This is a genomic window from Klebsiella sp. RIT-PI-d, assembly GCF_001187865.1.
Lineage (GTDB): Bacteria > Pseudomonadota > Gammaproteobacteria > Enterobacterales > Enterobacteriaceae > Superficieibacter.
In genome coordinates, this window is record NZ_LGIT01000003.1 from 1 (window position 1) to 17977 (window position 17977).

The 17977-nt window shown below is 54.5% G+C and carries 13 protein-coding genes and 2 tRNA genes; 2 read left to right on the plus strand and 13 right to left on the minus strand.

Annotated elements, in window-relative coordinates; translation table 11 throughout:
* Positions 1-49: 49 nt before the first annotated feature.
* The 9 genes from AC791_RS00490 to norR all read right to left on the minus strand — a co-directional run bounded on the left by AC791_RS00490 (position 50) and on the right by norR (position 8984).
* Positions 50-126, minus strand: a tRNA-Arg gene (locus tag AC791_RS00490).
* A gap of 3 nt (positions 127-129) precedes the next feature.
* Positions 130-222: transfer RNA gene (locus tag AC791_RS00495), tRNA-Ser, on the minus strand.
* 313 nt (positions 223-535) lie between these two features.
* On the minus strand, positions 536-721 hold the full coding sequence (csrA, locus tag AC791_RS00500; RefSeq protein WP_000906486.1) for a carbon storage regulator CsrA: 186 nt from the start codon (positions 719-721) through the stop codon (positions 536-538).
* A 357-nt stretch (positions 722-1078) separates the two neighbouring features.
* Positions 1079-3706 carry an alanine--tRNA ligase gene (alaS, locus tag AC791_RS00505; protein ID WP_049838532.1) on the minus strand — a complete coding sequence of 876 codons (2628 nt, stop codon included), beginning with the start codon at positions 3704-3706 and terminating at the stop codon, positions 1079-1081.
* Between the two features lie 128 nt (positions 3707-3834).
* A complete protein-coding gene (gene recX / locus AC791_RS00510) occupies positions 3835-4335 on the minus strand; it encodes a recombination regulator RecX (RefSeq protein WP_049838533.1) in 501 nt (166 codons plus the stop codon).
* Between the two features lie 130 nt (positions 4336-4465).
* The gene (recA, locus tag AC791_RS00515) at positions 4466-5530 is read right to left on the minus strand and encodes a recombinase RecA (protein WP_049838534.1); all 1065 of its coding nucleotides are present in this window, start codon (positions 5528-5530) and stop codon (positions 4466-4468) included.
* A gap of 91 nt (positions 5531-5621) precedes the next feature.
* Complete coding sequence (gene pncC / locus AC791_RS00520) at positions 5622-6119, minus strand: nicotinamide-nucleotide amidase (protein WP_049838535.1); 498 nt, start codon at positions 6117-6119, stop codon at positions 5622-5624.
* 165 nt (positions 6120-6284) lie between these two features.
* Positions 6285-7367 (minus strand): lytic murein transglycosylase B, encoded by a 1083-nt coding sequence (gene mltB / locus AC791_RS00525; RefSeq protein WP_049838536.1) that lies wholly within the window; start codon positions 7365-7367, stop codon positions 6285-6287.
* A 99-nt stretch (positions 7368-7466) separates the two neighbouring features.
* Positions 7467-8984 (minus strand): nitric oxide reductase transcriptional regulator NorR, encoded by a 1518-nt coding sequence (norR, locus tag AC791_RS00530; RefSeq protein ID WP_049838537.1) that lies wholly within the window; start codon positions 8982-8984, stop codon positions 7467-7469.
* 185 nt (positions 8985-9169) lie between these two features.
* Between norR and norV the strand changes: the two genes are divergently transcribed.
* Complete coding sequence (gene norV / locus AC791_RS00535) at positions 9170-10612, plus strand: anaerobic nitric oxide reductase flavorubredoxin (RefSeq protein WP_049838538.1); 1443 nt, start codon at positions 9170-9172, stop codon at positions 10610-10612.
* Entirely contained in the window at positions 10609-11742 is a 1134-nt protein-coding gene (norW, locus tag AC791_RS00540) for an NADH:flavorubredoxin reductase NorW (protein ID WP_049838539.1), read from the plus strand. The genes norV and norW overlap by 4 nt, the downstream gene beginning before the upstream one ends.
* 67 nt (positions 11743-11809) lie before the next feature.
* On the opposite strand, the gene hypF is transcribed toward norW, so the two are convergent.
* The 4 genes from hypF to AC791_RS00560 form a co-directional block, all read right to left on the minus strand.
* Complete coding sequence (hypF, locus tag AC791_RS00545) at positions 11810-14038, minus strand: carbamoyltransferase HypF (protein ID WP_049838540.1); 2229 nt, start codon at positions 14036-14038, stop codon at positions 11810-11812.
* Between the two features lie 10 nt (positions 14039-14048).
* Positions 14049-16199 (minus strand): formate dehydrogenase subunit alpha, encoded by a 2151-nt coding sequence (fdhF, locus tag AC791_RS00550; protein WP_049838541.1) that lies wholly within the window; start codon positions 16197-16199, stop codon positions 14049-14051.
* Positions 16200-16235: 36 nt separating this feature from the next.
* Positions 16236-16781 (minus strand): electron transport protein HydN, encoded by a 546-nt coding sequence (gene hydN / locus AC791_RS20265; RefSeq protein WP_049838542.1) that lies wholly within the window; start codon positions 16779-16781, stop codon positions 16236-16238.
* A gap of 146 nt (positions 16782-16927) precedes the next feature.
* Positions 16928-17941, minus strand: a complete 1014-nt coding sequence (locus AC791_RS00560) for a LacI family DNA-binding transcriptional regulator (RefSeq protein WP_049838543.1) — start codon at positions 17939-17941, stop codon at positions 16928-16930.
* Between the last annotated feature and the right edge of the window lie 36 nt (positions 17942-17977).

Here is a 17977-nt window from a genome sequence, read left to right on the forward strand (position 1 = left end):
AAGATTCGCGGTGTCTGTGACATCGTTCTCGCTACCAGCACAGGAGATATGGTGCATCCGGGAGGATTCGAACCTCCGACCGCTCGGTTCGTAGCCGAGTACTCTATCCAGCTGAGCTACGGATGCAAATGGCGGTGAGGCGGGGATTCGAACCCCGGATGCAGCTTTTGACCGCATACTCCCTTAGCAGGGGAGCGCCTTCAGCCTCTCGGCCACCTCACCATACGCCTCTTACGAGTGCTTCGAAGAACTTGTTTCTGCTCATCGTCGCTGCGTGGCGCACATATTACTTTCTGGGACTTATAAGTCAAACAATTTTTCCCAGGGTTTTATCGTTTGCACATTTCACACACAATTAGTTGTAAAAAACGGCAAAAAGGATGAATTTTCGACTGGAAATTGCCCCTCTAAGATATGTGCAGGCCCAGGGAAATTTTGCGAAAAGCGGAGGAAAAGTATAAAGCCGGGGGGATATAACAACAAAAAAGGGAGGCGGTGAAGAGCCGCGCCTCGCCTTCGGGCGAGACGCGAAACGTTAGTAACTGGACTGCTGGGATTTTTCAGCCTGAATACGCTGATAGATCTCTTCACGGTGAACAGAAACTTCTTTTGGGGCGTTTACGCCAATGCGTACCTGGTTGCCCTTCACCCCTAAAACTGTCACGGTGACCTCATCCCCAATCATGAGGGTTTCACCAACTCGACGAGTCAGAATCAGCATTCTTTGCTCCTTGAAAGATTATAAGAGTCGGGTCTCTCTGTATCCCGGCATTATCCGTCATATAACGCCAAATAGTAAGCGATGACAAACACGTAATGTGTAAGCAGTCACGGCATCACAATCTGTTAAATGTAAGTTTAGCCGATATACACAACTTCACCCTGACTTTATCGTTATAAAACCATCCCGATAAAGGCGGCAGGTTCGATGTTAGCACTCGCTCCAGAGACCGGGCAGGCCGGGGATCTGGAATTCATTGTATTCTCATCGTACTGCAATCCGTTCAGTCTGGACAGCAATAGTACAGTTGCAGAACGCATTCCGCTAAAGAATAACGTTCGCAACTGTTTAAAGTTATTACAGTTTTGTACTTACCCAGCTTTTAACGCTGGCCAGTGCGGCAGGCAAAGCCGCCGCGTCGGTACCGCCAGCTTGCGCCATATCTGGACGCCCGCCGCCTTTACCGCCAACCTGCTGAGCAACCATCCCAACCAGTTCCCCGGCTTTCACGCGATCGGTGACATCTTTTGAAACGCCAGCAATCAGAGAAACCTTACCTTCGGCAACGGTTGCCAGCACTACGATGGTCGAGCCTAACTGATTTTTAAGATCGTCAACCATTGTACGCAGCATTTTAGGCTCAACGCCGACCAGTTCACTGACCAGCAGTTTAACGCCGTTAATATCTTCTGCTTTACTGGAGAGACTCGCGCTCTCCTGAGCGGCAGCCTGCTCTTTAAGCTGCTGCAACTCTTTTTCCAGCTGACGAGTACGTTCCAGCACGGCGCGCACTTTGTCACTCAGGTTATGACTATCCCCTTTCAGCACCTGAGCAATGTCGCTTAACTGGTCGCGGTCCGCATGCAGCGCCGCAATCGCACCGTCGCCGGTGATGGCTTCAATACGACGTACGCCTGCCGCCGTGCCGGATTCAGACACGATGCGGAACAAGCCAATATCGCCGGTACGGCTGGCATGTGTACCGCCACACAGCTCGGTTGAAAAATCACCCATGCTCAGCACGCGTACGCGCTCGTCGTATTTCTCACCAAACAGCGCCATAGCACCTTTTTCGCGCGCGGCATCGAGATCCATGATATTCGTTTCGATAGGCAGGTTGCGGCGGATCTGCTCGTTCACCAGATCTTCGACGGCACGAATTTCTGACGCTTTCATGGCTTCAGAATGGGAGAAGTCGAAGCGCAGCAGTTTATCGTTTACCAGTGAACCTTTCTGCGCCACGTGCGTCCCCAGAATCTGGCGCAGGGCGGCATGCATCAAGTGCGTTGCTGAGTGATTACGACGGATACGTGCGCGACGCGCTTCATCAACGTCTGCCTGGACAGCATCGCCCACTTTTAGTGAGCCGTTGGTCAGCGTACCGACGTGGCCAATCGCCTGACCATACTTCTGAGTATCGTCAACAGCGAAGCTAAAGCCGGTTCCTTTCAGCTCGCCTTTATCACCGACCTGGCCGCCTGACTCACCGTAGAACGGCGTCTCGTCGAGAATTACGACAGCCTGTTGACCGGCGCTAATAGCCTCTGTCGCCTTGCCATCAACAAACAGTGCTGTAACCTTGCCGTTCAGTTCCAGCTGCTCGTAGCCTTTAAACTCGGAAGTGCCGTCAACGCGGATCATAGCGTTATAGTCTGCACCAAAGCCGCTGGATTCACGCGCGCGACGGCGCTGCGCTTCCATTGCCGCTTCAAAGCCTTCTTCATCGACCTTGATATTACGCTCGCGGCAAACGTCTGCCGTCAGGTCAACCGGAAAACCGTAGGTGTCATACAAGCGGAAAGCGGTTTCGCCGTCCAGGGTGTCGCCCGTAAGCGTTGTCAGTTCTTCATCAAGCAGCGCCAGTCCGCGTTCAAGCGTACGGGCAAACTGCTCTTCTTCCGTTTTCAGGATCTGCTCAACCTGAGCCTGCTGAGTTTTCAGCTCTTCACCGGCGGCACCCATTACTTCAATCAGCGGCCCAACCAGCTTATAGAAGAAGGTTTCTTTCGCGCCGAGCATATTACCGTGACGAACGGCGCGACGAATGATACGACGCAGAACGTAACCGCGGTTTTCATTCGATGGAACAACGCCGTCTGCAATCAGGAAAGCACAGGAACGAATATGATCGGCAATTACGCGCAGCGATTTGTTGCTCAGATCGGTCGCACCCGTCACGCGCGCAACCGCTTCGATCAGGCGACGGAAAAGGTCAATTTCATAGTTAGAATTGACGTGCTGCATTACCGCAGTAATACGTTCCAGGCCCATACCGGTATCAACAGACGGTTTCGGCAGCGGCTCCATCGTGCCGTCAGCCTGGCGATTGAACTGCATAAAGACGATATTCCAGATCTCAATATAGCGATCGCCGTCCTCTTCCGGACTTCCCGGAGGTCCGCCCCAGATATGGTCGCCGTGATCGTAGAAGATTTCAGTACACGGACCGCAAGGACCGGTATCGCCCATCTGCCAGAAGTTATCAGAAGCGTACGGTGCGCCTTTATTATCTCCGATACGAATAATGCGCTCGGCCGGGATACCGACCTCTTTTTCCCAGATGGCATATGCTTCGTCATCGGTTTCGTAAACGGTCACCCACAGACGCTCTTTTGGCAGAGCAAACCAGTTTTCACCGGTCAGCAGTTCCCATGCATATTGAATAGCATCGTGTTTGAAGTAATCACCGAAGCTGAAGTTACCCAGCATTTCGAAGAAAGTATGGTGGCGCGCAGTGTAACCGACGTTTTCCAGATCGTTATGCTTACCACCCGCACGCACGCAACGCTGAGATGTCGTGGCACGAGAGTAGTTACGTTTGTCGAGTCCAAGGAAAACATCCTTGAACTGGTTCATCCCGGCGTTGGTGAATAGCAGCGTCGGGTCGTTATGAGGAACCAGGGAGCTGCTCGCAACGACCTGATGTCCCTTACCATGGAAAAAATCGAGAAACGCCTGACGGATCTCAGCGGTGCTCTTGCTCATAATTATCCTGAAATCAAGCTAATGAGTATGGTAGCCCGCAAACGCGGTGATAGGCATTCACGCCAGCTACTGAAAAAAGTGGGAATAAGATAAGTTTTCTTGACGGGGAAGTAAAATCCCGGATGCGGTCAATCGGAAAAATTTCGCCAGATATCCTGAATATCTTCCATCAGATAGCCACGATAAAGCAAAAAGCGCTGAATTTTTACTTTTTGCGCAAATTCAGTGGGCAATGGCTCACCATATTTACGTATAGCCTGATCTTTTGCCAGACCGGCCCAGTCAATTTCACATTCGCGCATTGCCCGCTCTCCCATTTCGCGAGGAATGCCCTTCTGATTAAGCTCCTGGCGGATCCGGGCCGGACCATATCCTTTGCGACTGCGGCTGGCAATAAACTGCTGCACAAAGCGACCATCATCGAGATAGTGGTTTTCGCAACACCACGCGACAACGCGATCGACATCTTCAGGCGTAGCCTCTGAAGGCTCAATCCCTTTTTTGCTGACGACAGGTGCAGCCAGCTTACGACGTAGCTCAAGTTCGCTGTGGTCGCGCATAGCAAGAATGCGTACCGCGCGGTCAAGAAGGCGCGAATACGCAGAGCGGCGGGAACTATTCTCTGTCATCTCAGACCCTGCTGGCATTGAAATAGCAAAAGGGCCGCATTAAGCAGCCCTTAAGTGATTAACATCCGTTGATGTTAACTGATTTGCAGGAGAATGCCATGTTGCGCACAGCCCCTGCTTTACCGAAAGATTAAAAATCTTCTTTCGCATCAGCCGCATTTTCGTCGTTAGGATCAATAACGAAGTCCGGCTTGTCATTCGGGTTGCTGAGCAGAAGCTCACGTACTTTCTTCTCAATTTCTTTCGCAGCAGCCGGGTTCTCTTTCAGCCAGGTAATGGCGTTTGCTTTACCCTGACCAATTTTGTCACCGTTATAGCTATACCATGCACCCGCTTTCTCGATCAGCTTCTCTTTCACGCCAAGATCGACCAGTTCGCCGTGATAGTTGATGCCTTCTCCATAAAGGATCTGGAATTCAGCCTGTTTAAATGGCGCAGCGATTTTGTTTTTCACGACTTTAACGCGCGTTTCGCTACCCACTACGTTTTCACCATCTTTCACCGCACCGATACGGCGGATATCCAGACGTACAGAAGCATAGAATTTCAGCGCGTTACCACCGGTGGTGGTTTCCGGGTTACCAAACATCACACCAATTTTCATACGGATCTGGTTGATGAAGATCAGCAGCGTATTAGACTGCTTCAGGTTACCGGCCAGCTTACGCATCGCCTGGCTCATCATACGCGCCGCGAGGCCCATGTGAGAGTCACCGATTTCGCCTTCGATTTCTGCTTTCGGCGTCAGTGCCGCAACGGAGTCGACAACGATAACGTCTACTGCACCAGAACGTGCCAGCGCGTCACAAATCTCCAGCGCCTGCTCGCCCGTATCTGGCTGAGAGCAGAGCAGATTGTCAATGTCTACGCCAAGTTTGCGTGCGTATACAGGGTCCAGCGCGTGTTCTGCATCGATAAACGCACAGGTCTTGCCTTCACGCTGTGCAGCCGCAACAACCTGCAGGGTCAGCGTAGTTTTACCTGAGGACTCCGGGCCGTAGATTTCTACGACACGCCCCATTGGCAGGCCACCCGCACCCAGCGCGATATCCAGTGAAAGCGAACCCGTAGAAATAGTTTCTACATCCATGGAACGGTCTTCACCCAGGCGCATGATTGAGCCTTTGCCGAATTGCTTTTCAATCTGGCCCAGTGCTGCCGCCAACGCTTTCTGTTTGTTTTCGTCGATAGCCATTATTACTCCTGTCATGCCGGGTGAAGCTGGTTTACACCACGCCGGAGATTACTGTTTTGTTGCGCTAATTATACTGTATAACTATACAGTATCAAGTGTTTTGTAGAAAATTTTGCCACAGGGTTTTTAGCGCGTACGCCGTGGCCTGACGCCGCACCGCCTCGCGATCGCCGGCAAAACATTCGCGTCGGGTAATACCTTCTCCGCGCGCGCTGGCAAAGCCAAACCATACTGTACCGACCGGTTTTGCGTCACTGCCGCCATCCGGTCCGGCGATGCCACTGACGGAAATGGCGTAATCGGCACGCGCCGCACGCAGGGCACCTATTGCCATTTCGACCACCACCGGTTCGCTAACAGCACCATGCTGTTCAAGTGTGGCAGACTTTACGCCGATCATTTGTGCTTTGGCTTCATTACTGTAGGTGATAAAGCTGCGCTCGAACCAGGCAGAACTGCCGGCAACGTCGGTAATCACCTTTGCCACCCAGCCGCCAGTGCAGGATTCAGCCGTAGTTACCGTCGCCCCGCGCGCGTTGAGCGCCTGCCCTAGCTGCTCACTTAATTGCATTAATTCGCGATCGGTCATCTGCGCCTCGCAATAGTGAAAAGAATGGACATCAAGATAGCACTTTCCACGAATAGATGGGGGCGGCGCCGTGATTTTACGAGTCAGATTCAGAAAAAAAAAGCCCGCCGGGGCTGACCATTACACGCCACAACGGGTAACGATGGTCAGCCTCGCCGGGTGGGCTTACTGTACGCGCGCCAGCGCCACGGCTTCACCCAGCTGCCAGACGGCCATCGCGTAGTTGGTGCTGTGGTTATAACGGGTGATGGTGTAGAAGTTAGGTAAACCATACCAGTACTGGTAGCGGGTGCCGATATCCAGACGCAGAAGACTGGCCTGCTGGTAATCGCCCAGCGGCTGCACAGGAGTCAGTCCGGCTGCTGCCAGCTGTCCTAAGCTGTACTTCTTATTAAAGCCGCTTTCCAGGCCTACGGCCTGACCATTAGCCTCAACAGCAACCAGACCACCTTTCACCCAGCCGTGTTCTTTAAAATAGTTTGCCACGCTGCCAATAGCGTCTTCCGGATCCCACAGATTAACGTGTCCATCACCATTAAAATCGACCGCATATTGTTTATATGAGGACGGCATAAATTGACCGTAGCCCATTGCACCCGCAAATGAACCGCGCAACTCCAGCGGGTCATCCTGCTCGTCGCGGGCCATCAGGAGGAAGGTTTCCAGTTCGCCGGAAAAGTACTCGGCGCGGCGTGGATAGTTAAACGACAGCGTCGCCAGCGCATCCAGAATACGGGTTTTACCCATCACCCGACCCCAGCGCGTTTCGACGCCGATGATGCCAACAATAATTTCCGGCGGCACGCCATAAACCTGCCAGGCGCGATTCAGCGCATCCTGATACTGGTTCCAGAACGCCACGCCATTTTGCACGTTATCCGGAGTAATAAACTGCTGACGATAGCGTAGCCACGCGCCGTTTGGTCCACTCGGTAGTGTGGAGGTGGTTGGGGCCTGCCGGTCCATCAAACGCAGAACGTTATCTTTGCGCTCGGCCTGGGACAGGATCTCCTGGAGCTGCTGCTTGTTAAAGCCATGCTTGCTCACCATTTTATCAATGAACTGCTCTGCCGCCGGGTTATTGGCAAAATCGCCGCTGAGCATCATCACGTTGTGCTGAGGCTCCAGCAGGAAACCGCCGGACGGGGCCGCCGTTTCAGAAGGCATGGCGGATGTTTTCGGTTTACTGCTGCAGGCTGCAAGCAGAGTAGCTAATGCAAGTAAAGCCAGGTAACGACGCTTAAGCATGGGAGTTCCATTCAATGAATTTGAGCAGAGGCAAGTATGGTAAAACATCTGCCAGCCCTCAAGGAAGCATATAAAAAGTCTTCCATCCGCTGGCATCCGCTATGTCTTCAACCCCAGACGCTTCGCCAGACGGTGTAAATTAGCCACATCGGTGCCGAGCAGCCTGGCGCTGGCGGCCCATTTGCCGTCACTTTGTGCCAGCGTACGGGTAATCAGTTGCCGCTGAAAATGCTCGGTTGCCTCGCGCAGAGAGGTATTTGTGGGCAAAGGTTGAACAGGCGCGGTAACGGGTACCGACGTGTCATCGTGCAGGGCAAAGTGCGGCGCATCAAGCACAACTTCATCTCCACTGCGCGTCGCCCGGGCCAGCACCACCGCCCGGTGTATAGCGTGTTCTAGTTCGCGCACGTTACCCGGCCAGGCGTAGCTCAACAAATGTGCCCTTGCGCCAGGGCTTAGAACCACGCGCGACAGCCCGAGCCGCACGCGACACTGTTCACAAAAATAACCCGCCAGCAAAATCACATCGTCACCTCTGTCCCGCAGTGGCGGAACAGAGAGGGGGAAAACGCTAAGACGGTGAAACAGATCGGCACGAAAACGCCCGGCAAGCACTTCCTCACGCAGGTCGCGATTGGTGGCGGCCAGCACGCGGACGTCTACCCGCAGACTGCGATCGTCGCCCACGCGCTGGATATCGCCGTACTGAAGAACGCGCAATAGCTTGGCCTGAAGCGCCAGCGACAGTTCACCAATCTCATCAAGAAACAGCGTGCCATTATCGGCCATTTCAAATTTGCCGCTGCGATGACTGATAGCCCCGGTAAATGCGCCTTTTACGTGACCAAACAACTCGCTTTCTGCCACACTTTCAGGCAGCGCCGCGCAGTTAAGATAGACCAGTTGACTGGCCGCCCGCGCCGATCCTTCATGGATAGCTTTTGCCACCAGCTCCTTACCGGTACCGGTTTCTCCGCCGATCAATACGTTAAGATCGGACGCGGCGACAATGGAAATTTCTTTTTTTAGCTGCACCATATTTTCAGACAGGCCGATCATCTCCTGCCCCGCCGTCTGCCCGTAGCCGCGCGTTTCGCCCGGTAATATGTTCTGGCTTTCAAGCTGGGCGATCAGCAGCGCATTATTCAGCGCGCCGGCGACCAGCGCGGCGATCAGACGTAACTCTTCGTCGCTAAAGGCATCAAAACGGTCGGCAGACATGCCGTCGAGCGTTAGCGCCCCAATCAGGTTTTGTCCGGCAAACAGCGGCAGGCCAACGCAGGCGTGAACTTTCAGGCTTTCCTGGCCGGGGATCAGCCCGTCGTACGGGTCCGGAAGCGTGCTGTCAGCCGGGAATCGCACCACGTCACCCGCCCGGGCAATCGCTTCCAAACGCGGATGTTCGGCCAGCGCAAAGCGTCGTCCAGGCACATCCGGCGCCAGACCGTCGATTGCCAGCGGAATAAACTGATGCGCCTCGTAGCGCAGCAGGGCAGAGGCATCGCATCCTAATGCCTGGCGTAGTGTCGCGATCACTCTGGCAAAGCGATCCTGATGTCCGATATCTCGCTGTAGCTCAATGGCAATTTTCGCCAGTACCTCAACAGAAAAGCCCATGTTGCCTCATTGTCTTTTTGACTATTGTCAGTGTCATATTGACTGTCCTGATAATAGTCATTTTGACACCATCAACACAAGGCATAAATAATTTATCCTTTTAAAACAATAAATTAAAAACTGGCACGCTTATTGATAATAGCTATACATCGTTTCTACATATTTTGCTTACGTTAGAGGTTGTTATGGCTATTCAGGTAAAAAATAATATTCAGTGGGTTGGGCAACGCGACTGGGAAGTGCGTGATTTTCACGGTACAGAATACAAAACGCTACGCGGCAGCAGTTATAACAGCTACCTGATCCAGGAAGGCAAAAACGTGCTAATTGATACCGTCGATCATAAATTCAGCCGGGAATTTGTGCAGAACCTGCGAGCAGAGATCGATCTGGCAAAAATCGACTATATCGTGATTAACCATGCCGAAGAAGATCACGCCGGGGCGCTAACTGAACTCATGTCTTATATTCCGGACACGCCAATTTACTGTACTGCCAATGCCATCGATTCTATTAACGGCCACCATCATCATCCGGAATGGAATTTCAATGTAGTAAAGACCGGTGAGGCGCTGGATATTGGCAACGGTAAACAGCTTATCTTTGTTGAAACACCAATGCTGCACTGGCCGGACAGCATGATGACCTATATGACCGGCGACGCTGTGCTGTTCAGTAATGACGCTTTTGGCCAGCATTATTGTGACGAACGTCTGTTTAACGATGAGGTGGATCAGGGCGAACTGTTTGAACAGTGCCAGCGCTACTATGCCAATATCCTGACGCCGTTCAGCCGTCTGGTGACGCCAAAAATTACGGAGATTTTAGGCTTTAACCTGCCGGTCGACATGATTGCCACCTCGCATGGGGTGGTCTGGCGCGATAACCCAACGCAAATCGTCGAACTGTATCTGCAATGGGCGGCAGATTATCAGGAAGATCGGATCACGATTTTCTACGATACCATGTCGAATAACACCCGCATGATGGCAGACGCCATCGCCCAGGGGATTAATGAAGTTGACCCGCGCGTGGCGGTGAAGATTTTTAACGTCGCCCGCAGCGATAAAAATGACATTCTGACCAATGTCTTCCGCTCGAAAGGTGTGCTGGTGGGGACCTCCACCATGAATAACGTCATGATGCCGAAAATCGCCGGTCTGGTCGAGGAGATCACCGGTCTGCGTTTTCGTAACAAGCGCGCCAGCGCGTTTGGCTCTCACGGCTGGAGCGGCGGCGCGGTCGATCGCCTCTCGACGCGTTTGCAGGATGCCGGACTTGAAATGTCGGTTAGCCTGAAAGCCAAATGGCGTCCGGATATCGACGCGCTGGAAATTTGCCGCCAGCACGGGCGCGACATTGCTCGTCAGTGGGCGCTGACACCGCTGCCAGAAACGAAAACCAAACCTGCGGCCGCGCCTGTCCAACCCGCCGTCGCTGCGCCAGCCGATTTAGGGCCGTGTATGCAGTGCAGCGTGTGTCAGTGGATTTACGATCCGCGGACCGGAGAGCCGATGCAAAATGTTGCTCCCGGGACAGCGTGGAGCGATGTTCCGCAAGACTTCCTCTGTCCGGAGTGCTCCCTTGGCAAAGAGGTGTTCGACGTGCTGGCGATGGAGGCGGTATGAATCACGGGATCGTCATCATTGGATCTGGCTTTGCCGCCCGCCAGCTGGTGAAAAACATCCGTAAGCAGGATGCCAGCGTGTCGTTGACGCTGATTGCGGCTGACAGTATGGATGAGTACAACAAGCCGGATCTCAGCCACGTGATCAGCCGGGGGCTATATGCCGATGACCTCACGTTGCAAACCGCGGGCGAGTTTGCGGAGCAGTATAATCTGCGCCTGTTTCCGCATACCCGGATCACGGATATTAACGCTGACAGCCGCACGGTATTAAGTCAGTCGGGTCAGTGGTCGTATGACAAGCTGGTGCTGGCGACCGGTGCCAGCGCTTTTGTGCCGCCGGTTGCGGGTTATGAGCATATGCTAACGCTTAATAGCCAGCAGGAATATCGCGCCGCACAGCCTGTGCTGCACGATGCCCAACGGGTACTGATTGTCGGCAGCGGTCTGATTGGCAGCGAGCTGGCAATGGATTTTTGCCGCGCGGGTAAAGCCGTCACGCTTATTGATAATGCCGCCAGTATTCTGGCGTCCCTGATGCCGCCGGAGGTAAGCAGCCGCCTGCAACATCGGCTGACGGAAAACGGGGTGCATCTGCTGCTCAAATCACAACTCGTTTCGCTGGAGCAAACAACGGGGGGGATACGCGTCACGCTTGACCGCCAGCGGGTTATTGAGGTGGACGCCGTCGTCGCGGCAACGGGCCTGCGTCCACAAACCACCCTCGCCCGACGCGCCGGGGTTATGATTAACCGGGGGATCGTCGTCAATACGGCGCTGCAAACCAGCGACCCGCATATCTTTGCGCTGGGAGACTGCGCGGAGATCAACGGCATGGTCCTGCCGTTCCTGCAGCCGATTATGTTAAGCGCCATGTGTCTTGCGAAAACGCTGCTGACGAATGGCGGTGAGCTTAAACTTCCGGCGATGCTGGTGAAGGTGAAAACGCCCGATCTACCACTGCATCTGGCGGGTGAAACACACCGTGAAGATCTACACTGGCATATCATTGTTGACGATCGGGGAATGGTGGCAAAAGGAATAGATGCCAGTGAAACACTGCGGGCGTTTGTGGTGAGCGAGGATCGGATGAAAGAGGCGTTTACGCTGTTAAAAGCGTTGACGGTGTAGATACAGAGTGGGGGATGAGGGGGAGACGAAAACACCGAATACAAGTACATCTGATCCCCCCGACGATTTACATCTTCCGCGCAGCGGCTATTACGGCCTGCCCCAGCGCGATACCGCCATCCCCGGCCGGGAATTGTTGCGGAAAAAGGAGTGTAAAGTCAGCAAGATAATAACGAAGCCGCTGACACAGCACCTGGTTATGCAGTACACCACCGCTAAAGACCAGAGTAGCGATCCCCCGCGGTTGTGCCTGCTCACGCATCAGTGCGGCACATCCTGCCGCCAGCGCATCATGAAAGGCCCAGGCGCGCTGTGCAGGCGGGGCTTGCCACTGTAACCACTGCTTCCAGAAGGTTGCCAGATCGAGCTGATTCTCGACTACCGGCATGGTCACCGGATGCGGGATCTCATCGCTGGTTGCCGCCAGAGCTTCCAGCAGGCAGGCGGCTTCACCCTCATAGCTCAGCGCATTTGAGGCGAGCGTAATGCCTGCGGCCGCAGCTACTGCATCAAATAACCGTCCGCACGAGGAGGCCAGCGGCGCATTAATTCCGCGTGCAATCGCTTTCGCCAGCAGCGGCCAGTTTTGCGCCTGCACGGTTGCCGTTTCCGGATACTGCTCCCAGTGCGGCACAAACGCCAGGCACTGTGCCAGCAAGTTCCGCCACGGCTGCCGCGCGGCCAGGTCGCCGCCGGGCAGCGCGACCGCAGGCAGTCCACCGAGGTGTTCACATTCCCGGTAGTTGACCCGTAAACATTCACCGCCCCAAAGCGCCCTGCCCTCCCCCATACCAATTCCGTCGAGCGTCAGCGCGATGACATCGCCACCGTTCAGCGGCCAGCCGTGTTCAGCCAGACAAGCGGCGGCGTGAGCGTGATGATGCAGCACGGTTTGCACAGGTAACCCCATTGAACCTGCCCACTGCGCGCTGTGATAGGCCGGATGGGCATCAATGACCACCTGCTGTGGCGTAAAATCGTATATCGCCAGCATCATTTGCAGGGATGTCTGCCATTGCGCCTGAATACCGTCGTCACTCAGATCGCCAAAATGCTGGCTCAGTACCGCCTGATTACCGCGCACCAGACAGAACGTATTTTTCAGATCGGCCCCCAGGCACAGCATCGGAGGAACAGCATCAAAACCTGGCGGCAGGGCCAGCGCATCCGGGACATAGCCCCGCGAGCGACGCAGCATTTCGCCGCTCTGGCGGATAACCGAATCATCCATTCGCTGCACAATATCGCGGTTGTGCAGCAAAAAACCGTCGGCAATCGCCTGTAGATCGTCCCGAGCCTGCGCATTGGTTATTGCCGGTGGCCTGCCGCTCAGATTGCCGGAAGTCATGACCAGCGGCCCTGCAAACATCTGCATCAGCAGATGGTGCAACGGCGTTGCGGGCAGCATGACGCCGACTTCACTCAGGCCTGGCGCAATTCCGACGCATAAATCGGGCACGCATGATTTATCCACCAGCACCACCGGTGCAGCAGGAGTGCTAAGCAGCGCCCGTGCTGGCAGAGGCAGTCCATTAAGTGATGCAAGCATTACAGCCAGTGGCTTCGTCGGGCGCTGCTTGCGCTCGCGCAGACGCGCTACCGCATCCTGACGGCGCGCATCGCAGGCGAGATGAAAACCGCCAAGACCTTTAATAGCGATAATTCCGCCGCACGCCAGCTGCACAACCGCTGCCGACAGGGCAGATTCTTCTTTTGCCGTCTCTTCACCGCTGATCCACGTCAGCGCAGGGCCACAGACCGCGCAGGCTACCGGCTGGGCATGGAATCGTCGATCGGACGGATTACGGTATTCTGCATCGCAGTGTGAACAAAGAGGAAATGCGGCCATTGCCGTAAATGGACGATCGTACGGCATGGCGTGAATGATAGTGAAGCGGGGTCCACAGTGGGTGCAGTTAATAAACGGATAGCGGTAACGGCGCTCCTGCGGGTCGTTCATCTCTGCCAGGCAGGCCGGACAGGTCGCGGCATCAGGCACGATTTGGGTGCTCATGCTGCCCGCGGCGCTGTGGCGGATAGTAAAATCAGCAGGGATGACATCCCAGCTCATCGGCTGGATATCCGTTTCATCAATACGCGCCAGCGGCGGGCAATCCCGGGTAAGCGTGGCAATAAATCCGGCGCTCTCGCCCAGCAGACGGACCAGCACGCCGGCACCGTCATTGCACACATCGCCTCTGAGATGCTGTTGTTGGGCAATCTGCCAGACGAAGGGGCGGAAACCCACCCCCTGGACTTTGCCGCGTACCCGAATTTGCACGCCGTTATAACTCATAACGCTATGATTACTCCGCTATCGCTGCACACAAACGCCCCTTCATATTACTGTAGGTAGTTTGCACATACTCTTCCGCCTGCCGCTGATCGGCAATGGTGACCACTTTTACCGCGCAATATTTGGTTTCCGGCGTTTTAGAAACCGGGTCGAGGTTATCCTGGGTCAGTTCGTTACAGGCCCCGATCCACCATTGATAGGTCATGTATACGCTGCCGGAATTGATACGTTCGCTGACATTAGCCCGGGTAATGACTTTACCCCGACGCGATTCGACCCATACCAGCTGCCCGTCCCTGACGCCCAGTTGCTCTGCATCGTGCGGGTTGATTTGCATAAAACCTGGCTCATCGGCCAGCGTTTGCAGCGCCGCGCAGTTTCCGGTCATCGAACGGCAGGAGTAGTGTCCCACCTCACGCACGGTACACAGCACCAGCGGATAAGCTTCATCGGGAAGCTCAGCCGGGGCGCGCCACGGGGCAGCAAACAGATGCCCTTTGCCGTCCGGCGTGGAGAATTTATTGCCCTCATAGAGATACGGTGTACCGGGATGATCCAGCGTTGGGCACGGCCACTGAACATGGCCCATATCACCCATTTTTTCATAGGTGACGCCGTAAAACAGCGGGCACAGCTCGCGCATTTCGTCCCAGATTTGCTGGTTATCGTCATAATGCATCGGATAACCCATTTCGCTGGCCAGAAGACTGATGATTTCCCAGTCGCGCTTGACGTTGTACTTCGGTTCAATGGCTTTTTCGAACCGCTGAAAGCCGCGGTCGGCGCAGGTAAACACGCCGCCATGCTCGCCCCATGAGGTGGCAGGCAGCAAGACGTCGGCCTGCTCGGCGGTTTTGGTCATAAAGATATCCTGCACCACCACAAAATCGAGGGCCTCGAAACCTTTACGCACCAGCCCTAAATCGGCCTCGGTCTGGAGCGGATCTTCGCCCATGATGTAGTACGCTTTGACCTTACCTTCCAGCGCCAGATGCGGTACTTCCGTGATCCGCACGCCAACTTTATCGTCCATCAGATTAACGTCAATGCCCCAGGCGCTGGCAAATTTCTCCCGCACCGCCGGATCGACCACATCCTGATAACCGGGGAACTGATTCGGCAGCACGCCCATGTCGCACGCGCCCTGCACATTGTTCTGACCGCGCACCGGACCTACCCCGACGTTTTCGCGGCCAAGGTTGCCGGTCATCAGGGCGAGGCTCGACAGGCCTTTCACCACGTCAACCGCCTGACCAAACTGGGTCACGCCCATGCCCCACATAATGGTCGCAGAAGGCGCGGCAGCATAAGCACGCATAGCCTGACGGATTTGCTGCGCAGAGACGCCCGTCAGATGCTCAACGGCTTCCGGCGCGTAGTCTTTGACCATTTCACGATACGCATCCAGCCCGGTGGTGTAGCGCGAGACATATTCTTTATCGTAGAGATCTTCTTCCAGCAGCACATAAGCGAAGGCATTCACCAGCGCCATATTGCAGCCGTTACTGATTTGCAGATGCTGATCGGCAATGCGCGCAGTTTCAATGCGACGCGGATCGCAGACGATGATTTTCGCCCCGTTTTGCTTCGCTTTAATCACCCGGCGGGCCACAATCGGGTGTGAATCGGCACAGTTGTAGCCAAACACCAGCAGGCAGCGCGAGTTTTCGATATCGCCGATGGAATTGCTCATGGCCCCGTTGCCCAGCGTTTCCTGCAAACCGGCAACCGACGGGCCATGACACACGCGGGCACAGCAGTCGACATTATTGGTATGCAGAACGCCGCGGGCGAATTTCTGCATCACATAGTTGGTTTCGTTACCGGTTCCGCGCGATGACCCGGTGGTCATAATCGCGCGTGGACCGTGTTTTTCTTTTATTTCGCTCAACCGTTTGGCGGTATAGCGAATGGCTTCATCCCAGCTTACCGGCGTAAATTTGCCGCCCTTTTGATAGCGGATCATCGGCTGCGTCAGGCGCGGCGTCAGGAGTTTGGTGTCATTCAGAAAATCCCAACCGTAATAGCCCTTCAGACAGAGTTCATTTTGGTTAGTTTTACCGTCCGCCGCTTCCGCGCGGATAATACGATCTTTCTCAACAACCAGCTTTAATTTGCAGCCAGCACCGCAATAAGGACATACGCTCGTAATTTTTTTCATCAGTAACAGACCTGTTAAAAGTGAAACGAATGGGATTTAAAATATCAGGGACGTTGCAGCATCCAGCGCAGTACGACGACGTTTTTCTGCGCTTAACTGTTCGAGTTTGTCGCGGTCAACGCAGACCAGCGCATGCGTCGGACAGACTTCCATGCACGCCGGGCCGGCTTCACGCTGATGACATAAATCGCACTTATTGGCTTCGGCTTTTTCCGCACGTACGTTCAGTCCGCTGCCGCTGTTGCGTACAACCGGGCGCAAAACCACTTCCATCGCGCCGTAAGGACAGGCGACAACACAGGTTTTACAGCCAATGCAGCGTTCCTGCATCACGTGGACAAAGCCTTTATCGCGGCTGATTGCCCCGTTCGGGCAAACGTTGGCACATGGCGCGTCTTCGCACTGACGGCACAGCGTTGCCGTAGAAATATTGACCCCTTTGATAACGTGAATACGCGGCTGAAAATTATGCGGCGTCAGGGCTGCGCAGTCCTGATCCTGCTGGTGGGATACCACGCAGGCAACTTCGCAGGTACGACAGCCAATGCATTTGCTCGCATCCGCAATGATGAAACGGTTCATCAAACACTCCAGTAATGGCTAATAACGCGCTGGAGGATGCATAATTCGCGCCAACTATTAATTACATGATTTTAAATGATATTTATTAGCGAGGATCGTTTTTGACGCTGTCATCGACACTTGTGTCGATGACAATTTGACGAGGTTCAGGCGCAGGGACCGGCAATAATCGAATCACGCAGCATCAGTTCACCATTGAAAACTTGCTGATAATTAAATTCGCCGCCGTCGAGCATAAATATCAGGCGGCTGATGGTTTCCTTAATCATCTCCGTAACCGGTAGCCTGACGCTGGAAAGGGAAGGGATCAGATACGGCGCGAGGGCCGTGTCATCAAACCCCAGCACCGATACCTGTTCCGGTACGCGGATACCCTGCTGGTGAAGCTGCTTGATGGCCCCGGTCGCCATATCGTCATTGCTGGCCACCAGCGCTGAAAACGACACCTGACGTAAAAGTAGCGTATCGACGCCTGAGGCGCCGGTCGACGGCGTCCATTTCCCCTCCGCAATCAGCGCATCACGTACGGCAATACCGTTCTGACTCAGCGCCTCTTTATACCCCGCAAGACGTTCGATCCCGGTTGGTGAGTCCAGCGAGCCGGTAATAAACGCGATATCGCGATGCCCCATAGCGATAAGCTGCGATATAGCGTGAAAGCTGGAGGCCTTTTGATCGGACCAGACACAGTGGCTGCTGTTATGGCGCAAACGCCGGTTAATCACCATAATCGGCTGACTGTGACTATGAATAATTTCATCCATTTCATCCACGCTTAAAAAGCGCGGATAAATAATGACCGCATCGCAACGTAGATCCAGCAAATACTCAATGGCTTCGCGCTCGTCCTGAGCGCTATGTTTACCATCAGCGAGAATTAACCTGCGGCCTTTATCTTCAGTCATCCGGGCGGCGTGAAACAGCAACTCACTAAAATAAACCCCGTGATAAAGCGTATTGGTCACTACCAGCCCAATGGTCTGCGTCGACCGGTTTGCCAGGCTGCGAGCCAGCAAATTAGGTCGGTAGCCACTCTCTTCAATAGCCTGATAGACACGATCTTTGGTTTGCTGGCTGACATAGCCATTGCCTGTCAACACGCGTGAAACCGTGGCCTTCGACACCCCTGCCCGCTTCGCCACTTCCAGCATCGTTGCCATACCATTCATCCCTCTTTTTATGATCTCAGCAGTGTA

Excerpts from the sequence above, each read along its gene's own strand:
- fdhF (WP_049838541.1), bottom strand. The coding sequence starts at position 16,199 with ATGAAAAAAATTACGAGCGTATGTCCTTATTGCGGTGCTGGCTGCAAA.
- norR (WP_049838537.1), bottom strand. The coding sequence starts at position 8,984 with ATGGGCTTTTCTGTTGAGGTACTGGCGAAAATTGCCATTGAGCTACAG.
- hydN (WP_049838542.1), bottom strand. The coding sequence starts at position 16,781 with ATGAACCGTTTCATCATTGCGGATGCGAGCAAATGCATTGGCTGTCGT.
- norV (WP_049838538.1), top strand. The coding sequence starts at position 9,170 with ATGGCTATTCAGGTAAAAAATAATATTCAGTGGGTTGGGCAACGCGAC.
- norW (WP_049838539.1), top strand. The coding sequence starts at position 10,609 with ATGAATCACGGGATCGTCATCATTGGATCTGGCTTTGCCGCCCGCCAG.
- recA (WP_049838534.1), bottom strand. The coding sequence starts at position 5,530 with ATGGCTATCGACGAAAACAAACAGAAAGCGTTGGCGGCAGCACTGGGC.
- alaS (WP_049838532.1), bottom strand. The coding sequence starts at position 3,706 with ATGAGCAAGAGCACCGCTGAGATCCGTCAGGCGTTTCTCGATTTTTTC.
- mltB (WP_049838536.1), bottom strand. The coding sequence starts at position 7,367 with ATGCTTAAGCGTCGTTACCTGGCTTTACTTGCATTAGCTACTCTGCTT.
- recX (WP_049838533.1), bottom strand. The coding sequence starts at position 4,335 with ATGACAGAGAATAGTTCCCGCCGCTCTGCGTATTCGCGCCTTCTTGAC.
- pncC (WP_049838535.1), bottom strand. The coding sequence starts at position 6,119 with ATGACCGATCGCGAATTAATGCAATTAAGTGAGCAGCTAGGGCAGGCG.
- csrA (WP_000906486.1), bottom strand. The coding sequence starts at position 721 with ATGCTGATTCTGACTCGTCGAGTTGGTGAAACCCTCATGATTGGGGAT.
- AC791_RS00560 (WP_049838543.1), bottom strand. The coding sequence starts at position 17,941 with ATGGCAACGATGCTGGAAGTGGCGAAGCGGGCAGGGGTGTCGAAGGCC.
- hypF (WP_049838540.1), bottom strand. The coding sequence starts at position 14,038 with ATGAGTTATAACGGCGTGCAAATTCGGGTACGCGGCAAAGTCCAGGGG.